The organism is Streptomyces boluensis (assembly GCF_009908195.1).
In the GTDB taxonomy this organism is placed as follows: domain Bacteria; phylum Actinomycetota; class Actinomycetes; order Streptomycetales; family Streptomycetaceae; genus Streptomyces; species Streptomyces boluensis.
Genome location: NZ_JAAAHS010000009.1, coordinates 21,453 through 37,908, shown reverse-complemented (window position 1 = coordinate 37,908; position 16,456 = coordinate 21,453). Strand labels below are relative to the sequence as shown.

15 protein-coding genes are annotated in these 16,456 nt (G+C 70.3%); 3 read left to right on the top strand and 12 right to left on the bottom strand.

Annotation, left to right across the window (positions count from 1 at the left end; all coding sequences use genetic code 11):
* Window positions 1–93: 93 nt before the first annotated feature.
* The 11 genes from pstB to mshD form a co-directional block, all read right to left on the bottom strand.
* Window positions 94–870 (bottom strand): phosphate ABC transporter ATP-binding protein PstB, encoded by a 777-nt coding sequence (gene pstB, locus GUY60_RS02650; protein ID WP_161693310.1) that lies wholly within the window; start codon window positions 868–870, stop codon window positions 94–96.
* 50 nt (window positions 871–920) lie between these two features.
* Window positions 921–1,994, bottom strand: a complete 1,074-nt coding sequence (gene pstA, locus GUY60_RS02645) for a phosphate ABC transporter permease PstA (RefSeq protein WP_161693308.1) — start codon at window positions 1,992–1,994, stop codon at window positions 921–923.
* A complete protein-coding gene (pstC, locus tag GUY60_RS02640) occupies window positions 1,991–2,992 on the bottom strand; it encodes a phosphate ABC transporter permease subunit PstC (RefSeq protein ID WP_161693306.1) in 1,002 nt (333 codons plus the stop codon). The genes pstA and pstC overlap by 4 nt, the downstream gene beginning before the upstream one ends.
* A 117-nt stretch (window positions 2,993–3,109) precedes the next feature.
* On the bottom strand, window positions 3,110–4,231 hold the full coding sequence (pstS, locus tag GUY60_RS02635; protein WP_161693304.1) for a phosphate ABC transporter substrate-binding protein PstS: 1,122 nt from the start codon (window positions 4,229–4,231) through the stop codon (window positions 3,110–3,112).
* A gap of 359 nt (window positions 4,232–4,590) precedes the next feature.
* Window positions 4,591–5,019 (bottom strand): NUDIX hydrolase, encoded by a 429-nt coding sequence (locus GUY60_RS02630; RefSeq protein WP_161693302.1) that lies wholly within the window; start codon window positions 5,017–5,019, stop codon window positions 4,591–4,593.
* Entirely contained in the window at window positions 5,016–6,014 is a 999-nt protein-coding gene (locus tag GUY60_RS02625; RefSeq protein ID WP_161693300.1) for a CHAD domain-containing protein, read from the bottom strand. Before GUY60_RS02625 ends, GUY60_RS02630 begins: the two co-directional genes overlap by 4 nt.
* Window positions 5,995–8,349 (bottom strand): RNA degradosome polyphosphate kinase, encoded by a 2,355-nt coding sequence (locus tag GUY60_RS02620; RefSeq protein WP_161693298.1) that lies wholly within the window; start codon window positions 8,347–8,349, stop codon window positions 5,995–5,997. Before GUY60_RS02620 ends, GUY60_RS02625 begins: the two co-directional genes overlap by 20 nt.
* A gap of 109 nt (window positions 8,350–8,458) precedes the next feature.
* Entirely contained in the window at window positions 8,459–9,448 is a 990-nt protein-coding gene (locus GUY60_RS02615; protein WP_161693296.1) for an ABC-2 membrane transporter-related protein, read from the bottom strand.
* Window positions 9,445–10,371, bottom strand: a complete 927-nt coding sequence (locus tag GUY60_RS02610) for an ABC transporter ATP-binding protein (RefSeq protein ID WP_161693294.1) — start codon at window positions 10,369–10,371, stop codon at window positions 9,445–9,447. The genes GUY60_RS02615 and GUY60_RS02610 overlap by 4 nt, the downstream gene beginning before the upstream one ends.
* Window positions 10,368–10,772, bottom strand: coding sequence for a GntR family transcriptional regulator (locus GUY60_RS02605; protein ID WP_161693292.1), 405 nt, complete (start codon window positions 10,770–10,772; stop codon window positions 10,368–10,370). The genes GUY60_RS02610 and GUY60_RS02605 overlap by 4 nt, the downstream gene beginning before the upstream one ends.
* A 133-nt stretch (window positions 10,773–10,905) precedes the next feature.
* A complete protein-coding gene (gene mshD / locus GUY60_RS02600) occupies window positions 10,906–11,829 on the bottom strand; it encodes a mycothiol synthase (RefSeq protein WP_161693290.1) in 924 nt (307 codons plus the stop codon).
* Window positions 11,830–12,005: 176 nt separating this feature from the next.
* On the opposite strand from mshD, the gene GUY60_RS02595 reads away from it, so the two are divergent.
* The 3 genes from GUY60_RS02595 (at window position 12,006) to GUY60_RS02585 (ending at window position 16,149) form a co-directional block, all read left to right on the top strand.
* Window positions 12,006–13,805: a bifunctional metallophosphatase/5'-nucleotidase gene (locus tag GUY60_RS02595; RefSeq protein ID WP_161693288.1), complete on the top strand. Its 1,800-nt coding sequence runs from the start codon at window positions 12,006–12,008 to the stop codon at window positions 13,803–13,805.
* Window positions 13,806–13,928: 123 nt separating this feature from the next.
* Window positions 13,929–15,176, top strand: coding sequence for an LmeA family phospholipid-binding protein (locus tag GUY60_RS02590; RefSeq protein WP_161693286.1), 1,248 nt, complete (start codon window positions 13,929–13,931; stop codon window positions 15,174–15,176).
* 79 nt (window positions 15,177–15,255) lie between these two features.
* A complete protein-coding gene (locus tag GUY60_RS02585; protein ID WP_161693284.1) occupies window positions 15,256–16,149 on the top strand; it encodes a phosphatidylinositol-specific phospholipase C in 894 nt (297 codons plus the stop codon).
* On the opposite strand, the gene GUY60_RS02580 is transcribed toward GUY60_RS02585, so the two are convergent.
* Window positions 16,108–16,425, bottom strand: coding sequence for a sulfatase (locus tag GUY60_RS02580; RefSeq protein WP_161693282.1), 318 nt, complete (start codon window positions 16,423–16,425; stop codon window positions 16,108–16,110). The two genes, GUY60_RS02585 and GUY60_RS02580, sit on opposite strands and share 42 nt — an antisense overlap.
* Between the last annotated feature and the right edge of the window lie 31 nt (window positions 16,426–16,456).

The window sequence follows — 16,456 nt, the reverse complement described above, 5'->3', positions numbered from 1 at the left end:
GGAAAGAAGGGCCCGTCCCCGGGAATCGGGGACGGGCCCTTCTCGTCCTCGCGGCGGCACCGCCATGCAGCGCCGCGAGGAGTCCGTACGGGCCTAGCCGAAGCGGCCCGAGATGTAGTCCTCGGTGGCCTGGACCGACGGGTTGGAGAAGATCCGCTCCGTCTCGTCGATCTCGACCAGCTTGCCGGGCTGGCCGACGGCCGACAGGTTGAAGAACGCGGTGCGGTCCGAGACACGGGCCGCCTGCTGCATGTTGTGCGTCACGATGACGATCGTGAAGCGCTCCTTCAGCTCGCCGATCAGGTCCTCGATGGCGAGGGTCGAGATCGGGTCGAGCGCCGAGCAGGGCTCGTCCATGAGCAGCACCTGCGGCTCCACCGCGATGGCGCGGGCGATGCAGAGCCGCTGCTGCTGACCGCCGGAGAGACCGGAGCCGGGCTTGTTCAGGCGGTCCTTGACCTCGTTCCAGAGGTTGGCGCCCTTGAGGGACTTCTCCACGATCTCGTTCAGCTCGGCCTTCTTGTACGAGCCGTTGAGCCGCAGGCCCGCCGCCACGTTGTCGAAGATCGACATGGTGGGGAAGGGGTTGGGGCGCTGGAAGACCATGCCGACGGTGCGGCGTACGTTCACCGGGTCGATGCCGGAGGCGTACAGGTCGTCGCCGTCCAGGAGCACCTTGCCCTCGACGCGGCCGCCGGGGGTGACCTCGTGCATGCGGTTGAGGGTGCGCAGGAACGTCGACTTGCCGCAGCCGGACGGGCCGATGAAGGCCGTCACCGAGCGGGGCTCGACGGTCATGGAGATGTCGTCGATGGCCTTGTGGCTGCCGTAGTAGGCGGAGAGGCCGCTGACGTCGATTCGCTTGGCCATGGGATCACTGCTTCTTTCGAGGGGGGTACGTCGGTCGCTGTTTGGCCGCGTCAGCGACCGGACTTCGGGGCCTTCCAGCGGGCGATGCCGCGGGCCGCGAGATTGAGGATCATGATGAAGCCGATGAGGGTGAGCGCCGCCGCCCAGGCCCGGTCGTACGAGGCCTCGGAGCCGGCCGCGTACTGCTGGTAGATGTACAGCGGCAGCGAGCCCTGGGCGCCTTCGAACGGGTTGTTGTTGATGAAGGGGTTCACCCACACCAGGAGCAGCACCGGGGCGGTCTCGCCCGCGATACGGGCGACGGCCAGCATGACGCCGGTCGTGATGCCGCCGATCGCGGTGGGCAGGACCACCTTGAGGATGGTGCGCCACTTCGGTACGCCGAGGGCGAGCGAGGCCTCGCGCAGCTCGTTCGGGACGAGCTTGAGCATCTCCTCGGTGGAGCGGACGACCACCGGCATCATCAGGATCGACAGCGCCATGGCGCCGGCCCAGCCGGAGAAGTCGAAGCCCAGTATCAGGATCCAGAAGCTGAGGACGAAGAGACCCGCGACGATCGACGGGATGCCCGTCATGACGTCGACGAAGAACGTGACGGCCTTCGCGAGCTTGCCCCGGCCGTACTCGACCAGGTAGATCGCGGTGAGCAGGCCGATCGGTACGGCGATGAGCGAGGCCAGGGCGACCTGCTGGAGCGTGCCGACGATGGCGTGGTTGATGCCGCCGCCCGGGTCCTTGTCGGCGACGACGCCCATGGAGTGGGAGAGGAAGTACGGGCTGAAGACCTTCGATCCGCGCTCCACGGTCTCCCAGATCAGGGAGGCGAGCGGGATCACGGCGAGCAGGAACGTGACCCACACCATCGAGGTGGCGAAGCGGTCCTTGGCCTGGCGCTTGCCCTCGACCACGGAGGCGAGGACGTACGCGCCGACGACGAACAGCAGGGCGGCGATCAGGCCCCACTGGACGCGGCTGTGCAGTCCGGCGCCGAGGCCGATGCCGACCGCGGCGGCGACCGAGCCGAGCGCGAGCAGCGGGTTGGCCCAGCGGGGCAGGCGGGCCGCGCGCAGCGTGTCGGGCGTGGCGGCCCTGGCGGCGGGTGCGGTGGGTGTGGTGGTGCTCATGCGTTGGCCCCCGAGTACTCCTTGCGGCGGGCGATGATCATGCGGGCCGCGCCGTTGACCAGCAGCGTGATGAGGAAGAGAACGAGTCCGGAGGCGATCAGGGCGTCCCGGCCGTACTCACTGGCCTCGTTGAACTTGCTGGCGATGTTCTGCGCGAACGTGCCGCCGCCCGGGTCCAGGAGCGAGGCGCCGATCAGGAAGTTCGGGGAGAGCACGGTGGCGACGGCGATGGTCTCGCCGAGCGCGCGGCCCAGGCCCAGCATGGAGGCGCTGATGATGCCGGAGCGGCCGAAGGGGAGCACCGACATCCGGATGACTTCCCAGCGGGTGGCGCCGAGGGCCAGCGCGGCCTCTTCGTGCATCTTCGGGGCCTGGAGGAAGACCTCGCGGCTCACGTTGGTGATGATCGGCAGGATCATGATGGCGAGCAGGATGCCGACGGTCATCAGGGAGCGCGGGGCGCCGCCCTGGTACTCGAAGACACCGGTCCAGCCGAGGGTCGTGTCGAGCCAGCTGTAGAGGCCGGTGAGGTTGGGGGCCACCACGATGGCGCCCCACAGGCCGTAGACGATCGAGGGCACCGCGGCGAGCAGGTCGATCACGTACGCGATCGGGGAGGCCAGCTTGCGGGGCGCGTAGTGCGAGATGAACAGCGCGATCCCGACGGCGACCGGAACGGCGATCACCAGGGCGATGATCGAGCTCACGACGGTGCCGAAGGCGAGGACCGCGATGCCGAACTTCGGCGGGACCGCGGTGGCGTCCCACTCGAAGGTGGTCAGGAAGTTCCCCGTGTTGTCCGAGAGCGCGAGCGCGGCCCGGTAGGTCAGGAAGGCCGCGATGGCCGCCATGATCACGAGGAGGACGATGCCCGAGCCACGGGAGAGGCCGAGGAAGATCCGGTCACCCGGACGGGTCGCGCCGCTCGTGGCGCGCTTCTTCTCGGTGGTGGCGGGCGGTGGTGGTGGGGCTGTTGCTGTCTTCGTAGATATGTCCATGAGGATTCTCCGGTTCTGCGGAGCCTCGGTACGAAGGTGGCCGTACGGGAGGCTCCTGGCGGCGGTGCACCGGACGGTGCGGCCCGGCTCACGTGCGTGAACCGGGTCGCACTCGGGTCAGCTCAGGGCCGCGACGGTCTCGCGGACCTTGGTGATGATCTCGCTGGGGATCGGCGCGTAGTCGTTCTCCTTGAGAACCTTCTGGCCGTCCTCGCTCGCGATGTAGGTCAGGAACGACTTGGTGGTGGCGAGGGTCTCCGCCTTGTTGCCCTTGTCGCAGACGATCTCGTACGTGACGAGGGTGATCGGGTACGCGCCCTCGGCCTGCGGCTTGTAGTTCAGCTCCAGGGCGAGGTCCTTGCCCTTGCCCGTGACCTTGGCCTCGGAGATCGCCTTGGAGGCGTTGTCGACGGTGGCCTCGACGGGCTCCTTGGCCTCGGTCTTCAGGTCGACGGTGTCGATGCCGTCGGCGTAGGAGAGCTCGAAGTAGGAGATGGCGCCGGCGGTCTGCTTGACCTGGCTGGACACACCCGCGGAGCCGTTGGCGGACTGGCCGCCCTTGGCCTCCCAGGTCTTGCCCGGCTCGTGCGGCCACGCGTCGGCGGCGGCACCCTTCAGGTACTTGGTGAAGTTGTCCGTGGTGCCGGACTCGTCCGAGCGGTGGAAGGCCTGGACCTTGGTGTTCGGGAGCTTGGCGCCCGGGTTCAGCTTCTTGATCGCCGGGTCGTCCCAGGTCTTGATCTTGTCGTTGAAGATGTCGGCGAGCGTCGCGGCGTCGAGGACGAGGTTGTCCACGCCGGGGACGTTGTAGCCGACCGCGATCGGGCCGCCGACCATCGGCAGGTCGACCGCCTGGCCGCCCTTGCAGATCTTCTTCGACTTCTCGATCTCCTCAGGCTCCAGGGCGGAGTCGGAGCCCGCGAAGGCGGTCTGACCCTGCAGGAACGCGGTGATGCCCGCGCCCGAGCCGGTCGGGTTGTACTGGACCTGGACACCCTGGCAGGCCTGGGCGTACGCCTTGGTCCAGGCGTCGATCGCGTTCTTCTGCGCGGACGAGCCGGAGGCGGCGAGCTGCCCCTTGGCGTCGTCGCACTTGATGTTGGCGGCGTTGGTCGTCTTTCCGCCTTCGCCACCGGTGGATCCGGTCTCGTCCGAGCCGCACGCCGTGAGGGCCAGGGCGCCGGAGACGGCGAGAGCACCGAGGGTGAGGGCCCGCCGGTTCATGCGCTGAAGCTTCACTGTCGGGATTTCCTTCCAGGAGCCGCCGGAGGGGGACGGCGTGCGTGGTTGTCTCGTTTCATGTGCCCGTGCGGGCCGGCCGTTGTGACCGCACCACGCTTCGCGCAAGTCCGAAATTAGGCAGGACAGGTGAAGCGGCCGAAGGGCGAGAGTGAACGGGGGGTGAACCTCGGAGGGCGGTGCGGTTAGGTCACGGCGGGGTTACGTGCACCGTGGTCGTGCGGCACCCTCACGGGGCTCCGCCCCGGACCCCATCGTTCGGCTGCCCCGCCGTCGTGGCTGGTCGCGCAGTTCCCCGCGCCCCTGTCGGGGCTCTTTTTCAGCCCCTCCGGCGCTTGAGGAGGCCCGTCCGGTAGGACTTACGGGAAGGGGCGGGGCTGGGGAAGAAGGGCTAGCCACGCGTCGATCAGTTCCCGGTCACGGGCCTGCGTGAGAAGGGACCTGGCCTCACCCGGCGGCAGCCACAGGACCCGGTCCACCTCCGAGTTGGGGACGAACGCACCCGCCCCCGCCTCCGCCGCCCAGTACCGCACCAGCTTCGGCCGCCCCCCGACGACGTACCGCGCCGTGGGCAGAGCCGGGCCCGGGACGCAGGTGTGGCCGGTTTCCTCCTGGACCTCGCGCACCGCCGCCGCCAAGGCATCCTCGCCGGGCTTCAGCTTGCCCTTCGGGTGGGACCAGTCGTCGTACTTGGGGCGGTGGACCAGGCACACCTCGATCCCGGGGCGGGCGTGGCGCCACAGCACGCAGCCCGCCGCCAGGATCGGGGCCCGGTCCGGGGTCGTCATGGCGTGGGCACCGCGTGATCGGGGGAAGGGGCGCGGCGCCAGGCTGCCTGGAACGTGAAGCGGGACGCTTCGACCTCGTGGCGTTGGTCGGCGTGCAGGACGCCGAGCGCGTACGCCGTGGCGGGGGCGATGCGCGGGGTGCGGGCGGCCGAGGCGGCGGCGGTGGCGGCCTCGGCGGCGTCGCGGTGGCGGTCGAGGGACTGGCCCGCGCTGATCAGCCGCACGTCACGGTCGGGCCGGGCGCCGGTGGCCTCCTGGGCGTACCGGTGCAGGCGGAGCAGTAGCCGTACCTGGTGCCAGGGCGCGTCCTGGGACTCCGGCGCGGCGTCGGCTGCGAGGCCGTGCAGGAGTGCCTCGGCGTTGTACGGGTGCCCGGCACGGACCAGCGGCAGCGCGGTGACCGCTTCGTCGAGGCGGGCCTCGACATCGGCGGCGAAGGGCGCGAGCGGGTGGCCGCCCGCGTCCTTGCGCAGCGGCACCTCGCTGGCGAGTACGGCGGCGCCGTCGGCGACCGCGTGGAAGCGGGACGAGCCGAGCGCCTGCAGGGCGGTGGAGTGGGCGCGGGTGCGGGCCAGGGTGAGCTGGCGCTCGATCAGCGCGCCGGCCTTGGCGGCGCCCACGGTCAGGCCGCCGTTCTGGGAGGGCACAGATGAACGAGGACCCGCCGAGGGGGAGAGCCGGTGCAGGGCGCCGATGAGGCGGTCGAGCCGGGCCGCGTAGGCGTGCTCGCGCGCCAACGTGCCGGACAGCCACGCCAGTTCGGTGCGCAGCCGGTCGGACCAGTCGGCGTCGAGCAGTGGCCGGAAGGTGTGCAGGGCGCCGCTGATGCGGCGGGCCGCGGCGCGCAGGGCGTGGGCCGGTTCCGCTGCCTCGTCGGCGCCGCTCTCGCGGTGCTGGCGCAGGGCGCGCAGGAATTCCGTGGCCTGTTCGCGCAGGTAGGGCGCGAGCACCTCCCCGGCCACGGGGGTGTCGCTGTCAGGGTGTCGCTGAGCCACGCCGGCGCCTCCGGGCGTCTATGAGCATCTCCTGTACGTTCCGCAGCGGCTTGCCCTCCGGGTCGATGGCGTGCCGGGTCCAGTCGCCGTCCGGGCCGAGGTGCCAGGAGGCGGTGGTGTCGGAAACGCCGGTTTCCAGAAGGCGGTTGAGGGCCGCGCGGTGGGCCGGGTCCGTGACCCTGACCAGTGCTTCGATACGGCGATCGAGGTTGCGGTGCATCATGTCCGCGCTGCCGATCCACACCTCCGGCTCACCGCCGTTGCCGAAGGCGAACACCCGTGAGTGTTCGAGGAACCGGCCCAGTACGGACCTGACCTGGATGTTCTCCGAGAGTCCGGTGACGCCGGGGCGGACCGCGCAGATGCCGCGCACCCAGATGTCGACGTGCACGCCCGCCATCGAGGCGCGGTAGAGCGCGTCGATGACGGCCTCGTCGACCATCGAGTTGACCTTGATACGGACATGGGCGGGGCGGCCCGCGCGGTGGTGCTGGACCTCCTTGTCGATGCGCGAGATCAGGCCGTCGCGCAGGGACTTGGGGGCGACGAGAAGGCGTCGGTAGGTCTCGCGGCGCGAGTAGCCGGAGAGCCGGTTGAACAGGTCGGAGAGGTCCGCGCCGACCTGGGGATCGGCCGTCAGCAGGCCCAGGTCCTCGTACAGGCGGGCCGTCTTCGGGTGGTAGTTGCCGGTGCCGACGTGGCTGTAGCGGCGCAGGGTCTCGCCCTCCTGGCGGACCACGAGCGACAGCTTGCAGTGCGTCTTCAGGCCGACCAGGCCGTACACGACATGGCAGCCGGCCTCCTCCAGCTTGCGGGCCCACTTGATGTTGGCCTGCTCGTCGAAGCGGGCCTTGATCTCGACCAGGACGAGGACCTGCTTGCCGGACTCGGCCGCGTCTATGAGGGCGTCGACGATGGGGGAGTCGCCGGAGGTCCGGTAGAGGGTCTGCTTGATGGCGAGTACGTCGGGGTCGCCCGCGGCCTGTTCCAGGAAGGCCTGTACGGAGGTGGAGAAGCTGTCGTACGGGTGGTGGAGCAGGACGTCGCGCTCGCGCAGGGCGGCGAAGATGTCGGGCGCCGACGCCGACTCGACCTCGGCGAGGTCGCGGTGGGTGCCCGCGACGAACTTCGGGTACTTCAGCTCGGGCCGGTCGAGGCCCGCGATGCCGAAGAGGCCGGTGAGGTCGAGGGGGCCCGGCAGCGGGTAGACCTCGGCCTCGGAGATCTTCAGCTCGCGGATCAGCAGGTCGAGGATGTGGCGGTCGATGGACTCCTCGACCTCCAGGCGTACGGGCGGGCCGAAGCGGCGCCGCATGAGCTCCTTCTCCAGGGCCTTGAGGAGGTTCTCGGCGTCGTCCTCCTCGACCTCCAGGTCCTCGTTCCTGGTCACCCGGAACATGTGGTGGGCCTCCACCTCCATGCCGGGGAAAAGCTCCTCCAGGTGCGCGGGCGCGGCGATGACGTCCTCCACGGGGACGTACCGGCCGGGCGAGGCCTCCAGGAAGCGGCTGAGCAGCGGCGGGACCTTGACCCGGGCGAAGTGCCGGTGGCCGCTGACCGGGTTGCGGACGACGACGGCCAGGTTCAGGGAGAGCCCGGAGATGTACGGGAAGGGGTGCGCCGGGTCGACGGCCAGCGGGGTCAGGACGGGGAAGATCCGCTGCCGGAACAGGGTGAAGAGGCGGGCCTGCTCCTTCTCGGTGAGCTCCGCCCAGCGGATGATGCCGATGCCCTCGTCGGCGAGCGCGGGCGCCACGTCCTCCTGGAAGCAGGCGGCGTGCCGGGCCATGAGCTCGCGGGTGCGGGTCCAGATCAGGTCGAGGACCTCGCGGGGCTGGAGTCCGGAGGCGGAGCGGGTGGCGACGCCGGTGGCGATGCGGCGCTTCAGACCCGCGACCCGGACCATGAAGAACTCGTCCAGGTTGGACGCGAAGATCGCCAGGAAGTTGGCGCGCTCCAGGAGCGGGGTGTACGGGTCCTCGGCGAGTTCGAGGACCCGTTCGTTGAACGCGAGCCAGCTGCGTTCCCGGTCCAGGAACCGGCCCTGCGGCAGCTCGGTGCCCTCGGCCCCTTCGGTCTCCTTCTCGTACGCCTCGTAGGTGTCGAGATCGGCGTCGAGGTCGGGTTCCAGATCGGAGACGGCCGCGGCCACGGTGTGCGGGCGGTGGGCCGCGATCGAGCCTACGGAGGGCTGGGGGTGCTGAGCCGCCTGGGCGCTTGCCTGGTTCATGAACCCATTCTTCCGCGTCCAGGTGGTTCCGGGCGCGCCGAACGGCGAAGGGCCGAGGCCTGCTCTGGGCGTCGGGATCGACGGTTCGGGTACGGCGGGCTGCATTCCGTGAGGGTCGCAAGCCCGTCTGAATCATTGGTTACGGCGACATGACGTGCGGGACATGGGCGGGCGACCCCCGGGCGTCCTTACGGCCCGGGGGTCGGCCGGTGCGTCAGGCCGTACGGCGGCGCAGCACCCGGAACGCGGCGTACGCGGCGGCCGCGGCGAGGACGAGCACGATGCCGGACTCGATGAACTGGGTGTACCAGAAGTGGGAACGCGGGTGGTAGTCGAGGAACCAGCCCGCGATACGGGTGTCCGAGGGGCACGGGAAGTGTGCCATCTGGTCGGGCGTGCACTGGCGGGCGATGAAGCGTTCACCGGCGGCGTTGGTGACGCCGACGTCGGTCATGAAGGCGCCGCGCGGCAGGACCTTCATCCAGTGCGGCTCCATGGTGGTCGCGGGCCCGGAGGCCTGGACGACCGGCCAGAGCTGCCAGCGCACGGAGCCGAGGACCGCGAGGACGGTGCCGGTGACCAGAGCGGTGAGCGAGGCGGCGAGCAGGGTGCGGCGCACGAGCAGTCCGACGAGGGTGCCGACGGCCACGGCGAACAGGCAGTACGCGACCAGGGCGGGGCCGGTCGCCTCGTAGACGCCGCGGTCGGGCCAGTTCATGTTCCAGGCGCCGAGCAGGTCGGAGGCGCCGAACCGGAAGATGGCCATCAGGACGAGGGCGGTGGCCACGGCGAGAGTGGTGGCCGTGGCCAGCCGGGAGGCGAGCCAGCGGGTGGGCGTCACGGACTGGGTCCAGGCCAACTGGTGGGTGCCGGACTCCAGTTCGCGGGCGGTGAAGGGGCCCGCGATGAAGACGCCGATCAGGAGCGGGAGCAGGAGCAGCGCGTGGGACGCCTGGACCGTGGCTTCCCCGAGCAGGTGCTCGCCGTTGGCGAAACCGAGGAAGGTGGGCTCGCAAACGCCATCGCAGGCGCCCTCCACGGGCGGGTAAGCGCTGGCTGCCCAGCGCACGAAGGCGGTGACCGCGGCGGCGAGGACGAGGGCGATGAGTGTCGTACGCAGGGCCGTGCGGTGCAGGCGCAGTTCGGTCCAGCGGGGGCCCTTGAGCAGTGACGTACGGGGGCCCTTGAGGAGGGACGAGCTCACACCGTCACCTCGCCCTCGGCGAGCGGCGCGGCGAGCGGCGCGGTGCGCGGGTCCGTGCCCGGCGTGAGCAGTGCGGGGGCGTCGGGGGAGCGCAGGTGGGCGAGCAACAGGTCCTCCAGGGACGGTTCCTGGGCCTCCCAGCCGGGGCCCACGGGGCCTTCGGGGCGGATCAGGGCGGTGGTGCCGCGGCCGGTGGCGCGGGACTCGACGACGGTGTGCGGGGCGAGTTCGGCGACCGGGCCGCGGCCGGTGACCAGGGTGTGCGCGTCGACGAGGTCGTCGATGGGGCCGCCGAGGCGGACGCGGCCGCCGGAGACGAGGAGCAAGTGGTCGCAGGAGTCGGCCAGTTCACCGACGATGTGCGAGGACATGACGACGGTCGTGCCGTGCTCGGCGGCCTGGGCCATCAGCGTCCCCATCAGCTGGTGCCGGGCGAGCGGGTCGAGGTCGGCCATCGGCTCGTCGAGGAGCAGCAGCTCGGCCCGCTTGCCGAGGGCGAGGGCAAGCGCGACGCGGGTGCGCTGACCGCCGGAGAGGGTGCGGACGCGGGACGCCGGGTCCAACTCCCCTTCCTGCACGACGCGTTCGGCGAGCTCCGCGTCCCAGCGGCCGGGGTTCAGCTCGGCGCCGAGGCGCAGCGTGTCGGCGATGCTGAGCTGCGGGTAGAGCGGCTTGTCCTGGGCGACGTACGCGATCTTGGGGCGGGTGTCGGCCGGGGCTCCGCCGAGCACGGTGAGGGCGCCGGTGGTGGGGCGTATCAGTCCGGCGGCGAGGGCGAGCAGGGTGGACTTGCCGGCGCCGTTCGGGCCGACGACCGCGCAGATCCGTCCGGCGGGCAGCCGGAAGGAGCAGTCGTCGAGGGCCCGGCCGCGGCGCCCGTAGCTCTTGCCCAGTGCGGCCGCCTCGATGGCGGTGTCGGTCATGCGGGATCCCCCTCGGGTCCGTGCTCTTGCGTGAACTGTTCTTCCAGTACGGCGGCGAACAGCGCCGCCACGTCGTCCCGTTCGAGCCCCGCGGCGCGGGCGCGCGCGGCCCACTGGCTCAGCTCGCCGTGCAGCGGGGAGTCGGCCGGCGTGGAGCCGAGCGACTTCCGTACGAAGGTGCCGAGGCCGCGGCGGGCCTCGACGAGGCCTTCGCGCTCCAGCTCGCGGTAGGCCTTCAGGACGGTGTTCGGGTTGATGGCCGTGGCTTCGACGACCTCGCGCGCGGTCGGGAGTTTGTCGCCGGGCTCCAACAGGCCGAGGCGCAGGGCCTGTTTGGTCTGCTGCACCAGTTGGACGTACGTGGCGACTCCGCTGCGCCGGTCGATCCGGTAGGCGAACACGTCTGCTCAACCCCCTTTCACTAATCAAGTAGTGAAAGGGTGATCCAAAGAAGGGGCGGCGTCAAGAGCCGAAGCTCTTGTCACCGCCCCAACAGGCCTTCAGAGAAGGCGGATCACGCCGCTGCCGGGTGGCTCACGTCTCCGTGCGGTACATCAGGTCCGTCTCGTGGGTGACGAAGCCGATCCGCTCGTACACCGACACGGCCGCCTTGTTGTCCGCGTCCACGTACAGCATCGCCGTCGGCAGGCCCTGGGCCGCCAGGTGGCGCAGGCCGATCGCGGTGAGCGCCTTGCCGAGTCCGGTGCCCTGGGCGGACGGGCGGACCCCGAGCACGTACACCTCACCGAGCTGCTCCTCGGCGTGCACCTTCGTCCAGTGGAAGCCGAGCAGCTCGCCCTCGGCCGACTCGGCCAGGAAGAAGCCCGCCGGGTCGAACCACGGCTCGGCGATCCGGTCGTTCAGGTCGCGCTGGGTGAGGGAGCCCTGCTCGGGGTGGTGGGCGAAGGCCTCCGCGTTGACCGTGAGCCAGGCCGCGTCGTCCTGGCCGGGTACGAAGGCGCGGACCCGCACACCCGCGGGGAGCGCCGGTTCCGCCACCGAGTCGAGGCTCAACGGGCGCCGCATCTGCCGCAGTTCACGGAAGAGGGTCAGGCCGAGCACCTGGGCGAGGTGCCGGGCCGCCGAGTGCCCGCCGTGCGCCCAGACCCGCAGCCGCTTGCCGGAGGTCGCGAGCAGGGCGCTGCCGAGCGCCCGGCCGTGACCGTGGCCCCGCTGGCCCGGGTGCACCACGAGTTCACCGGCGGGCGCCTCGACCGGGTCGGTGTCCTCCAGCTGGGCGTACCCGACGAGTTCCTCGCCGACGAGCAGCAGGAGGTGGCGCACCCCGTCGCGCGGGCCGCCGCGCAACTGCAGCCGGCCCTGCTCGGACACTGCCTGCTGCCCGTCGGTGCGGGCGGCGTCCGCGAGCAGCGCGAGCACGGCTTCGGCCTGTTCCGGCGTGAGCGCGTCGAGGGTCAGGATCGAGCGCGGCGGGACCGCGGGAGCTGCGTCAGTCATGTCCTTGAGCGTACGTCGCCCGAGGCCGCGAGCCCATGGACACGGCGCCCGCCGCTCGCCCGGTGGGCCCCGGTTCGTCCTGGCGGCAACCTCCTCGTAACCCGCTACCCCCTGTTGCGCTACGCGCGTTGACTCTAGGCTGCGGCTCGCATCGTGCGGACCTGAAGGGGGATCTGATGTCAGTCGGAGCACAACGGCGCCGAATCGGGGGCCGGTTGCTGGTGGGCGTCGCGGCGCTCGGTGCCACCGCCGCAATGGTGGCGGCGCTGCCCGCGGGAGCCGAGGGGAAGCAGGACGCCGGGCGGGGCGGGCGCACGGTCGATGTGCAGCTCCTCTCCTTCAACGACCTGCACGGCAACCTGCAGCCGCCCGCGGGCTCCTCGGGCCAGGTGACCGAGCGTCAGCAGGACGGCACTGAGAAGAAGATCGACGCGGGCGGGGTCGAGTACCTCGCCACGGCGCTGCGCGAGGCGCGCAAGGGTGAGCGGTACAGCGCGACCGTCGCCGCCGGTGACCTGATCGGCGCGTCCCCGCTGCTCTCCGGCCTTTTCCATGACGAGCCCACCGTGGAGGCGCTCAACAAGCTCGACCTGGACGCCAGCAGCGTCGGCAACCACGAGTTCGACGAGGGCCGGGCGGAGCTGGAGCGGATACAGAAGGGTGGCTGCCACCCCAAGGACGGCTGCTACGAGGACGGCAAGGTCTTCGAGGGCGCCAAGTTCCCGTATCTCGCCGCGAACGTGACGGACGAGAAGACGGACAAGCCGATCCTCACGCCGTACACCGTGTGGAAGAAGAACGGGGTGAAGATCGGCTTCATCGGCCTCACCCTGGAGGGCACCCCCGACATCGTCTCCGCCGAGGGCATCAAGGGCCTGAAGTTCCACGACGAGATCAAGACGATCGACAAGTACGCCAAGGAGCTGGACAAGCAGGGCGTGAAGTCGATCGTCGCGCTCGTCCACGAGGGCGGCGAGCCGGCCTCGCAGGCGTACAACTACGACTGTGACAGCCCCGGTCCCGGCGACGGTGTCTCCGGTCCGATCAGCGAGATCGCCAAGGGCGTCAGCCCCAAGGTGGACGCCTTCGTCACCGGCCACACCCACCAGGCGTACGTGTGCAGCATCCCGGACCCGGCGGGCAAGCCGCGCCTGGTCACCTCGGCTTCCTCGTACGGGAAGCTGTTCACGGACACCACGCTCACGTACGACCGCAAGACCAAGGACATCGTGCGTACGGGCGTGGAGTCCGCGAACCGGGTGGTGAAGCGGGACGGTGCGAAGGCCGCCGACATGACCTCGCTGATCGAGCGCTGGAACAAGCTGGCCGCGCCGATCGCGGAGCAGCCCGTCGGGTACATCTCCGGTGACATCCCGGGTCGTGGCGCGGGCACGCCCGAGCAGCCGCTCGGCGACCTGATCGCGGACGCGCAGCTCGCGCACGCCAAGTCCCTGGACGACAAGGCCGTACTCGCCCTGATGAACCCCGGCGGCATCCGCTCCGACCTGGTGCACAAGGCGAGCGGCAGCGAGGGCGACGGGGTGGTGACGTACGGCGAGGCGTTCACCGTGCAGCCGTTCAGCAACACCGTGAACCTGGTCGACCTCACCGGCGCCCAGCTGATCACCGCGCTTCAGCAGCAGGTCAGCGGCCCGAACGAGGCGTCCCCGAAGATCCTTCAGGTCTCGGACGGCGTCACCTACACGCTCGACATGACCAAGTCGGGCGCGGACCGGGTCGTGGCCGACTCGGTCAAGCTGAACGGCAAGGCCATCGACAAGACCGCCACCTACCGGGTCGCGATGAACGCGTTCCTCGCGGGCGGCGGCGACGGCTTCACCGAGCTGGGCAAGGGCACCAACCCGGTCGTCGGCAGCGACGACCTGAAGGCGTTCAACGACTACCTGACCGCCAACTCCTCGGCGGACAAGCCGATCGCGCCGCCGAAGGCCGACCGCATTACCGTCGTGAAGTGAGCAACTCAACACCTGGTCAGTAAGTGGTCAGTAAGTGGTTCGTGAAAGAGATGTGACGCATTTCCGCCCTTACTGGGAGTAGGGACTTGCGGCGGGGGGCGGCGCGCATGGTCAGATGAGCCGATGCGTACCACCCCCCACCGCATAACCACGCGTCACCCCGAACACCCCGACCACACCTCCTTCCGGGAGGAAATGGATACTCCGCCGCAGGGCAACCCGTACGAGGAACTGGCCGCCCTGGCGGGCAGCCCGCTCGACGAGTTCCTGCGCGAGGACGACCCCGGCGACGACGAGGACTGGTCACCGCCGAATCACCGCCGCGGCAGCCGTCGCAAGCGCAACCGCTTCGCGGGCCTGCCCATCGCGGCCAAGATCGTGGTCCTGCTCCTGGTGGCCACGGCCTTCCTCGGCCTCGGTGACCGCTGGGCGCTGCTCTACACCGAGCACGAGTCGGCCGAGAAGCTCAAGGAAGCGATGCACCTCAGCGCCGCGCCCGAGGTCGACATCGAGGGCTTCCCCTTCCTCACCCAGGCCGTCGACGAGCGCCTGGACACCGTCCGCGTCACCGTGCCGGACGTGGCCGCCGACCGGATCTCCCTGGCCAAGGTGTCCACCACCGCGACCGACGTGAAGATCAAGGGCGGCCTGCTCGACTTCAAGGGTGCCGAGATCGGCGCCATGGACGGCGAGGTGCTGCTCTCCTTCGACGACCTGAACCGTGAACTCGGCGCCTCCCAAGTCACGTTCACCGCCGACGGCCACGACCGGGTGATCGCGCGCGGCACCCTGCCGGTCGCCGGGCACGACCTGCGGGTCGCCGCCGAGGCCCGGATCCAGCGCAGCGGCGAGCGCGGCATCTCCACCCGCATCGGCAACATGCGCCTCGACATCGGTGACCTGGCCACGTACCGGCCCGGCACCGGACCGAGCCAGGGCCTGCACCTGAGCCGCAAGTCGGTGGCCGATCTGCGCCGCGAGACCGAGAAGGTCAAGGCACTCTTCGCGGTGGACGCGGTCGTCGAGCGCCTCGGCGTACCCGACTCCGTGGTCCGCGCGGCGCTCCACAACGAGCGCAAACTCGCCGAACTCACCGGCTCCCCGCGCTTCGTGAAGAACCTCATGAAGATCAACCTGATCGATGTGGCGATGGAGCACCCCTGGCTCCTGAAGAAGCTCGGCCTCGACCCGGCCCTCCTCGACGGCCTCTCCGAACTCACCCGCCCCGCCCTCGCCGACCGCCTCTCCCTCGGCTTCCAGCTCCCGAAGCTGCCGGGCGACGCGGGCGACGTACGGCTGCGCGACGTGAAGGTGGAGAAGGAGGGGATCCGGGTGCGGCTGGCGGGTGAGGGGTTGAGGTTCGACAAGTAAGGGTGTCTCCAACTCCCGTCCCGCATTTGGCACTTACGTATCTGTCGCCCCACCCGTCCCCTGTGCTTCGCTCTCTGTCATGACCATGGACCGACGGGGATTCCTCACCGGAGCGGCGGCCCTCTCCGCCGCCGGACTTTTCACCTACGCGGGAACGGCAACCGCACACGCCCGGCCCGCCACCACCCTGGGCACCCAGGACTGGATGGCGGGTCTGGGCGACGGTGCCGCGCTCAGCTCACTGACGATTCCGGGTACGCATGACTCGGGGGCGCGCTTCGGCGGCCCGTGGACCGAGTGCCAGAACACCACCATCGCGGAGCAACTGGCTTCCGGCATCCGCTTCCTCGACGTACGCTGCCGCGCCATCGACGGCTCCTTCGCCATCCATCACGGCGCGTCCTACCAGGAGTTGATGTTCGGCGACGTCCTGATCGCCTGCCGCGACTTCCTCGCCGCGCACCCCTCCGAGACGGTTCTCATGCGGGTCAAGCAGGAGTACTCGGAGGTGGCCGACGCCGAGTTCGGCGCGGTCTTCACGGACTACCTGGACGTACGCGGCTGGCGCTCCCTCTTCGCCATCGGGGACGCGCTGCCTTCGCTCGGGCAGGCGCGCGGCAAGGTCGTCCTGATCGCGGACAACGGCGGCCTGCCGGGTGGGGTCCGCTGGGGCGACACGTCCGTCTTCTCCCTCCAGGACGAGTACATGGCGGAGCCGTTCGCCAAGTGGCCCAAGATCGAGGCCCACTTCCGCAAGGCGGCCACGGAACCGGGCCCGTTCTACATCAACTTCGTCAGTACGGCTGCGGGGTTGCCGCCGAGGTGGAACGCGGACCGTCTGAACCCGCAGGTCCACGACTTGCTGGACTCGGCCGAGGGCGCGGGGTGGCGGGGTCTCGGCATCGTGCCGATGGACTACCCGAACACGAGGTCAGGCCTGGTCGATTCCCTGATCCGGCACAACGGCGCCTGATTCGATCCGACCTCCCCGACTGACCGCGACCCGCAGCACCTCACGCAGCGACGCGACGGCCTGGGAGAGCGCGAACCGCACCGCGCGCTCCCCGGCCACGGGGTCGGCAAGCACGGCGGCAGCCCCTTCCAATACGTCCTCGCCGCACGTCAGTTGTTCCTCTTCGAGGTCGTCCGCCAGTCGACTGAGGGTGCTGAGCGGGTCGTCCGTACTGAGGTAACAGGGCTTCCCGTCAGCCGAACTCCACGGCAGCAAACGCAGGTTGGCACTGCTCACCGCCGCCCCACCTCCGCTCCGTGGATCCGAC

Excerpts from the sequence above, each read along its gene's own strand:
- mshD (WP_161693290.1), bottom strand. The coding sequence starts at position 11,829 with ATGACTGACGCAGCTCCCGCGGTCCCGCCGCGCTCGATCCTGACCCTC.
- GUY60_RS02610 (WP_161693294.1), bottom strand. The coding sequence starts at position 10,371 with ATGACCGACACCGCCATCGAGGCGGCCGCACTGGGCAAGAGCTACGGG.
- GUY60_RS02595 (WP_161693288.1), top strand. The coding sequence starts at position 12,006 with ATGTCAGTCGGAGCACAACGGCGCCGAATCGGGGGCCGGTTGCTGGTG.
- GUY60_RS02585 (WP_161693284.1), top strand. The coding sequence starts at position 15,256 with ATGACCATGGACCGACGGGGATTCCTCACCGGAGCGGCGGCCCTCTCC.
- pstC (WP_161693306.1), bottom strand. The coding sequence starts at position 2,992 with ATGGACATATCTACGAAGACAGCAACAGCCCCACCACCACCGCCCGCC.
- GUY60_RS02630 (WP_161693302.1), bottom strand. The coding sequence starts at position 5,019 with ATGACGACCCCGGACCGGGCCCCGATCCTGGCGGCGGGCTGCGTGCTG.
- GUY60_RS02590 (WP_161693286.1), top strand. The coding sequence starts at position 13,929 with ATGCGTACCACCCCCCACCGCATAACCACGCGTCACCCCGAACACCCC.
- pstA (WP_161693308.1), bottom strand. The coding sequence starts at position 1,994 with ATGAGCACCACCACACCCACCGCACCCGCCGCCAGGGCCGCCACGCCC.
- pstB (WP_161693310.1), bottom strand. The coding sequence starts at position 870 with ATGGCCAAGCGAATCGACGTCAGCGGCCTCTCCGCCTACTACGGCAGC.
- GUY60_RS02620 (WP_161693298.1), bottom strand. The coding sequence starts at position 8,349 with ATGCAGCCCGCCGTACCCGAACCGTCGATCCCGACGCCCAGAGCAGGC.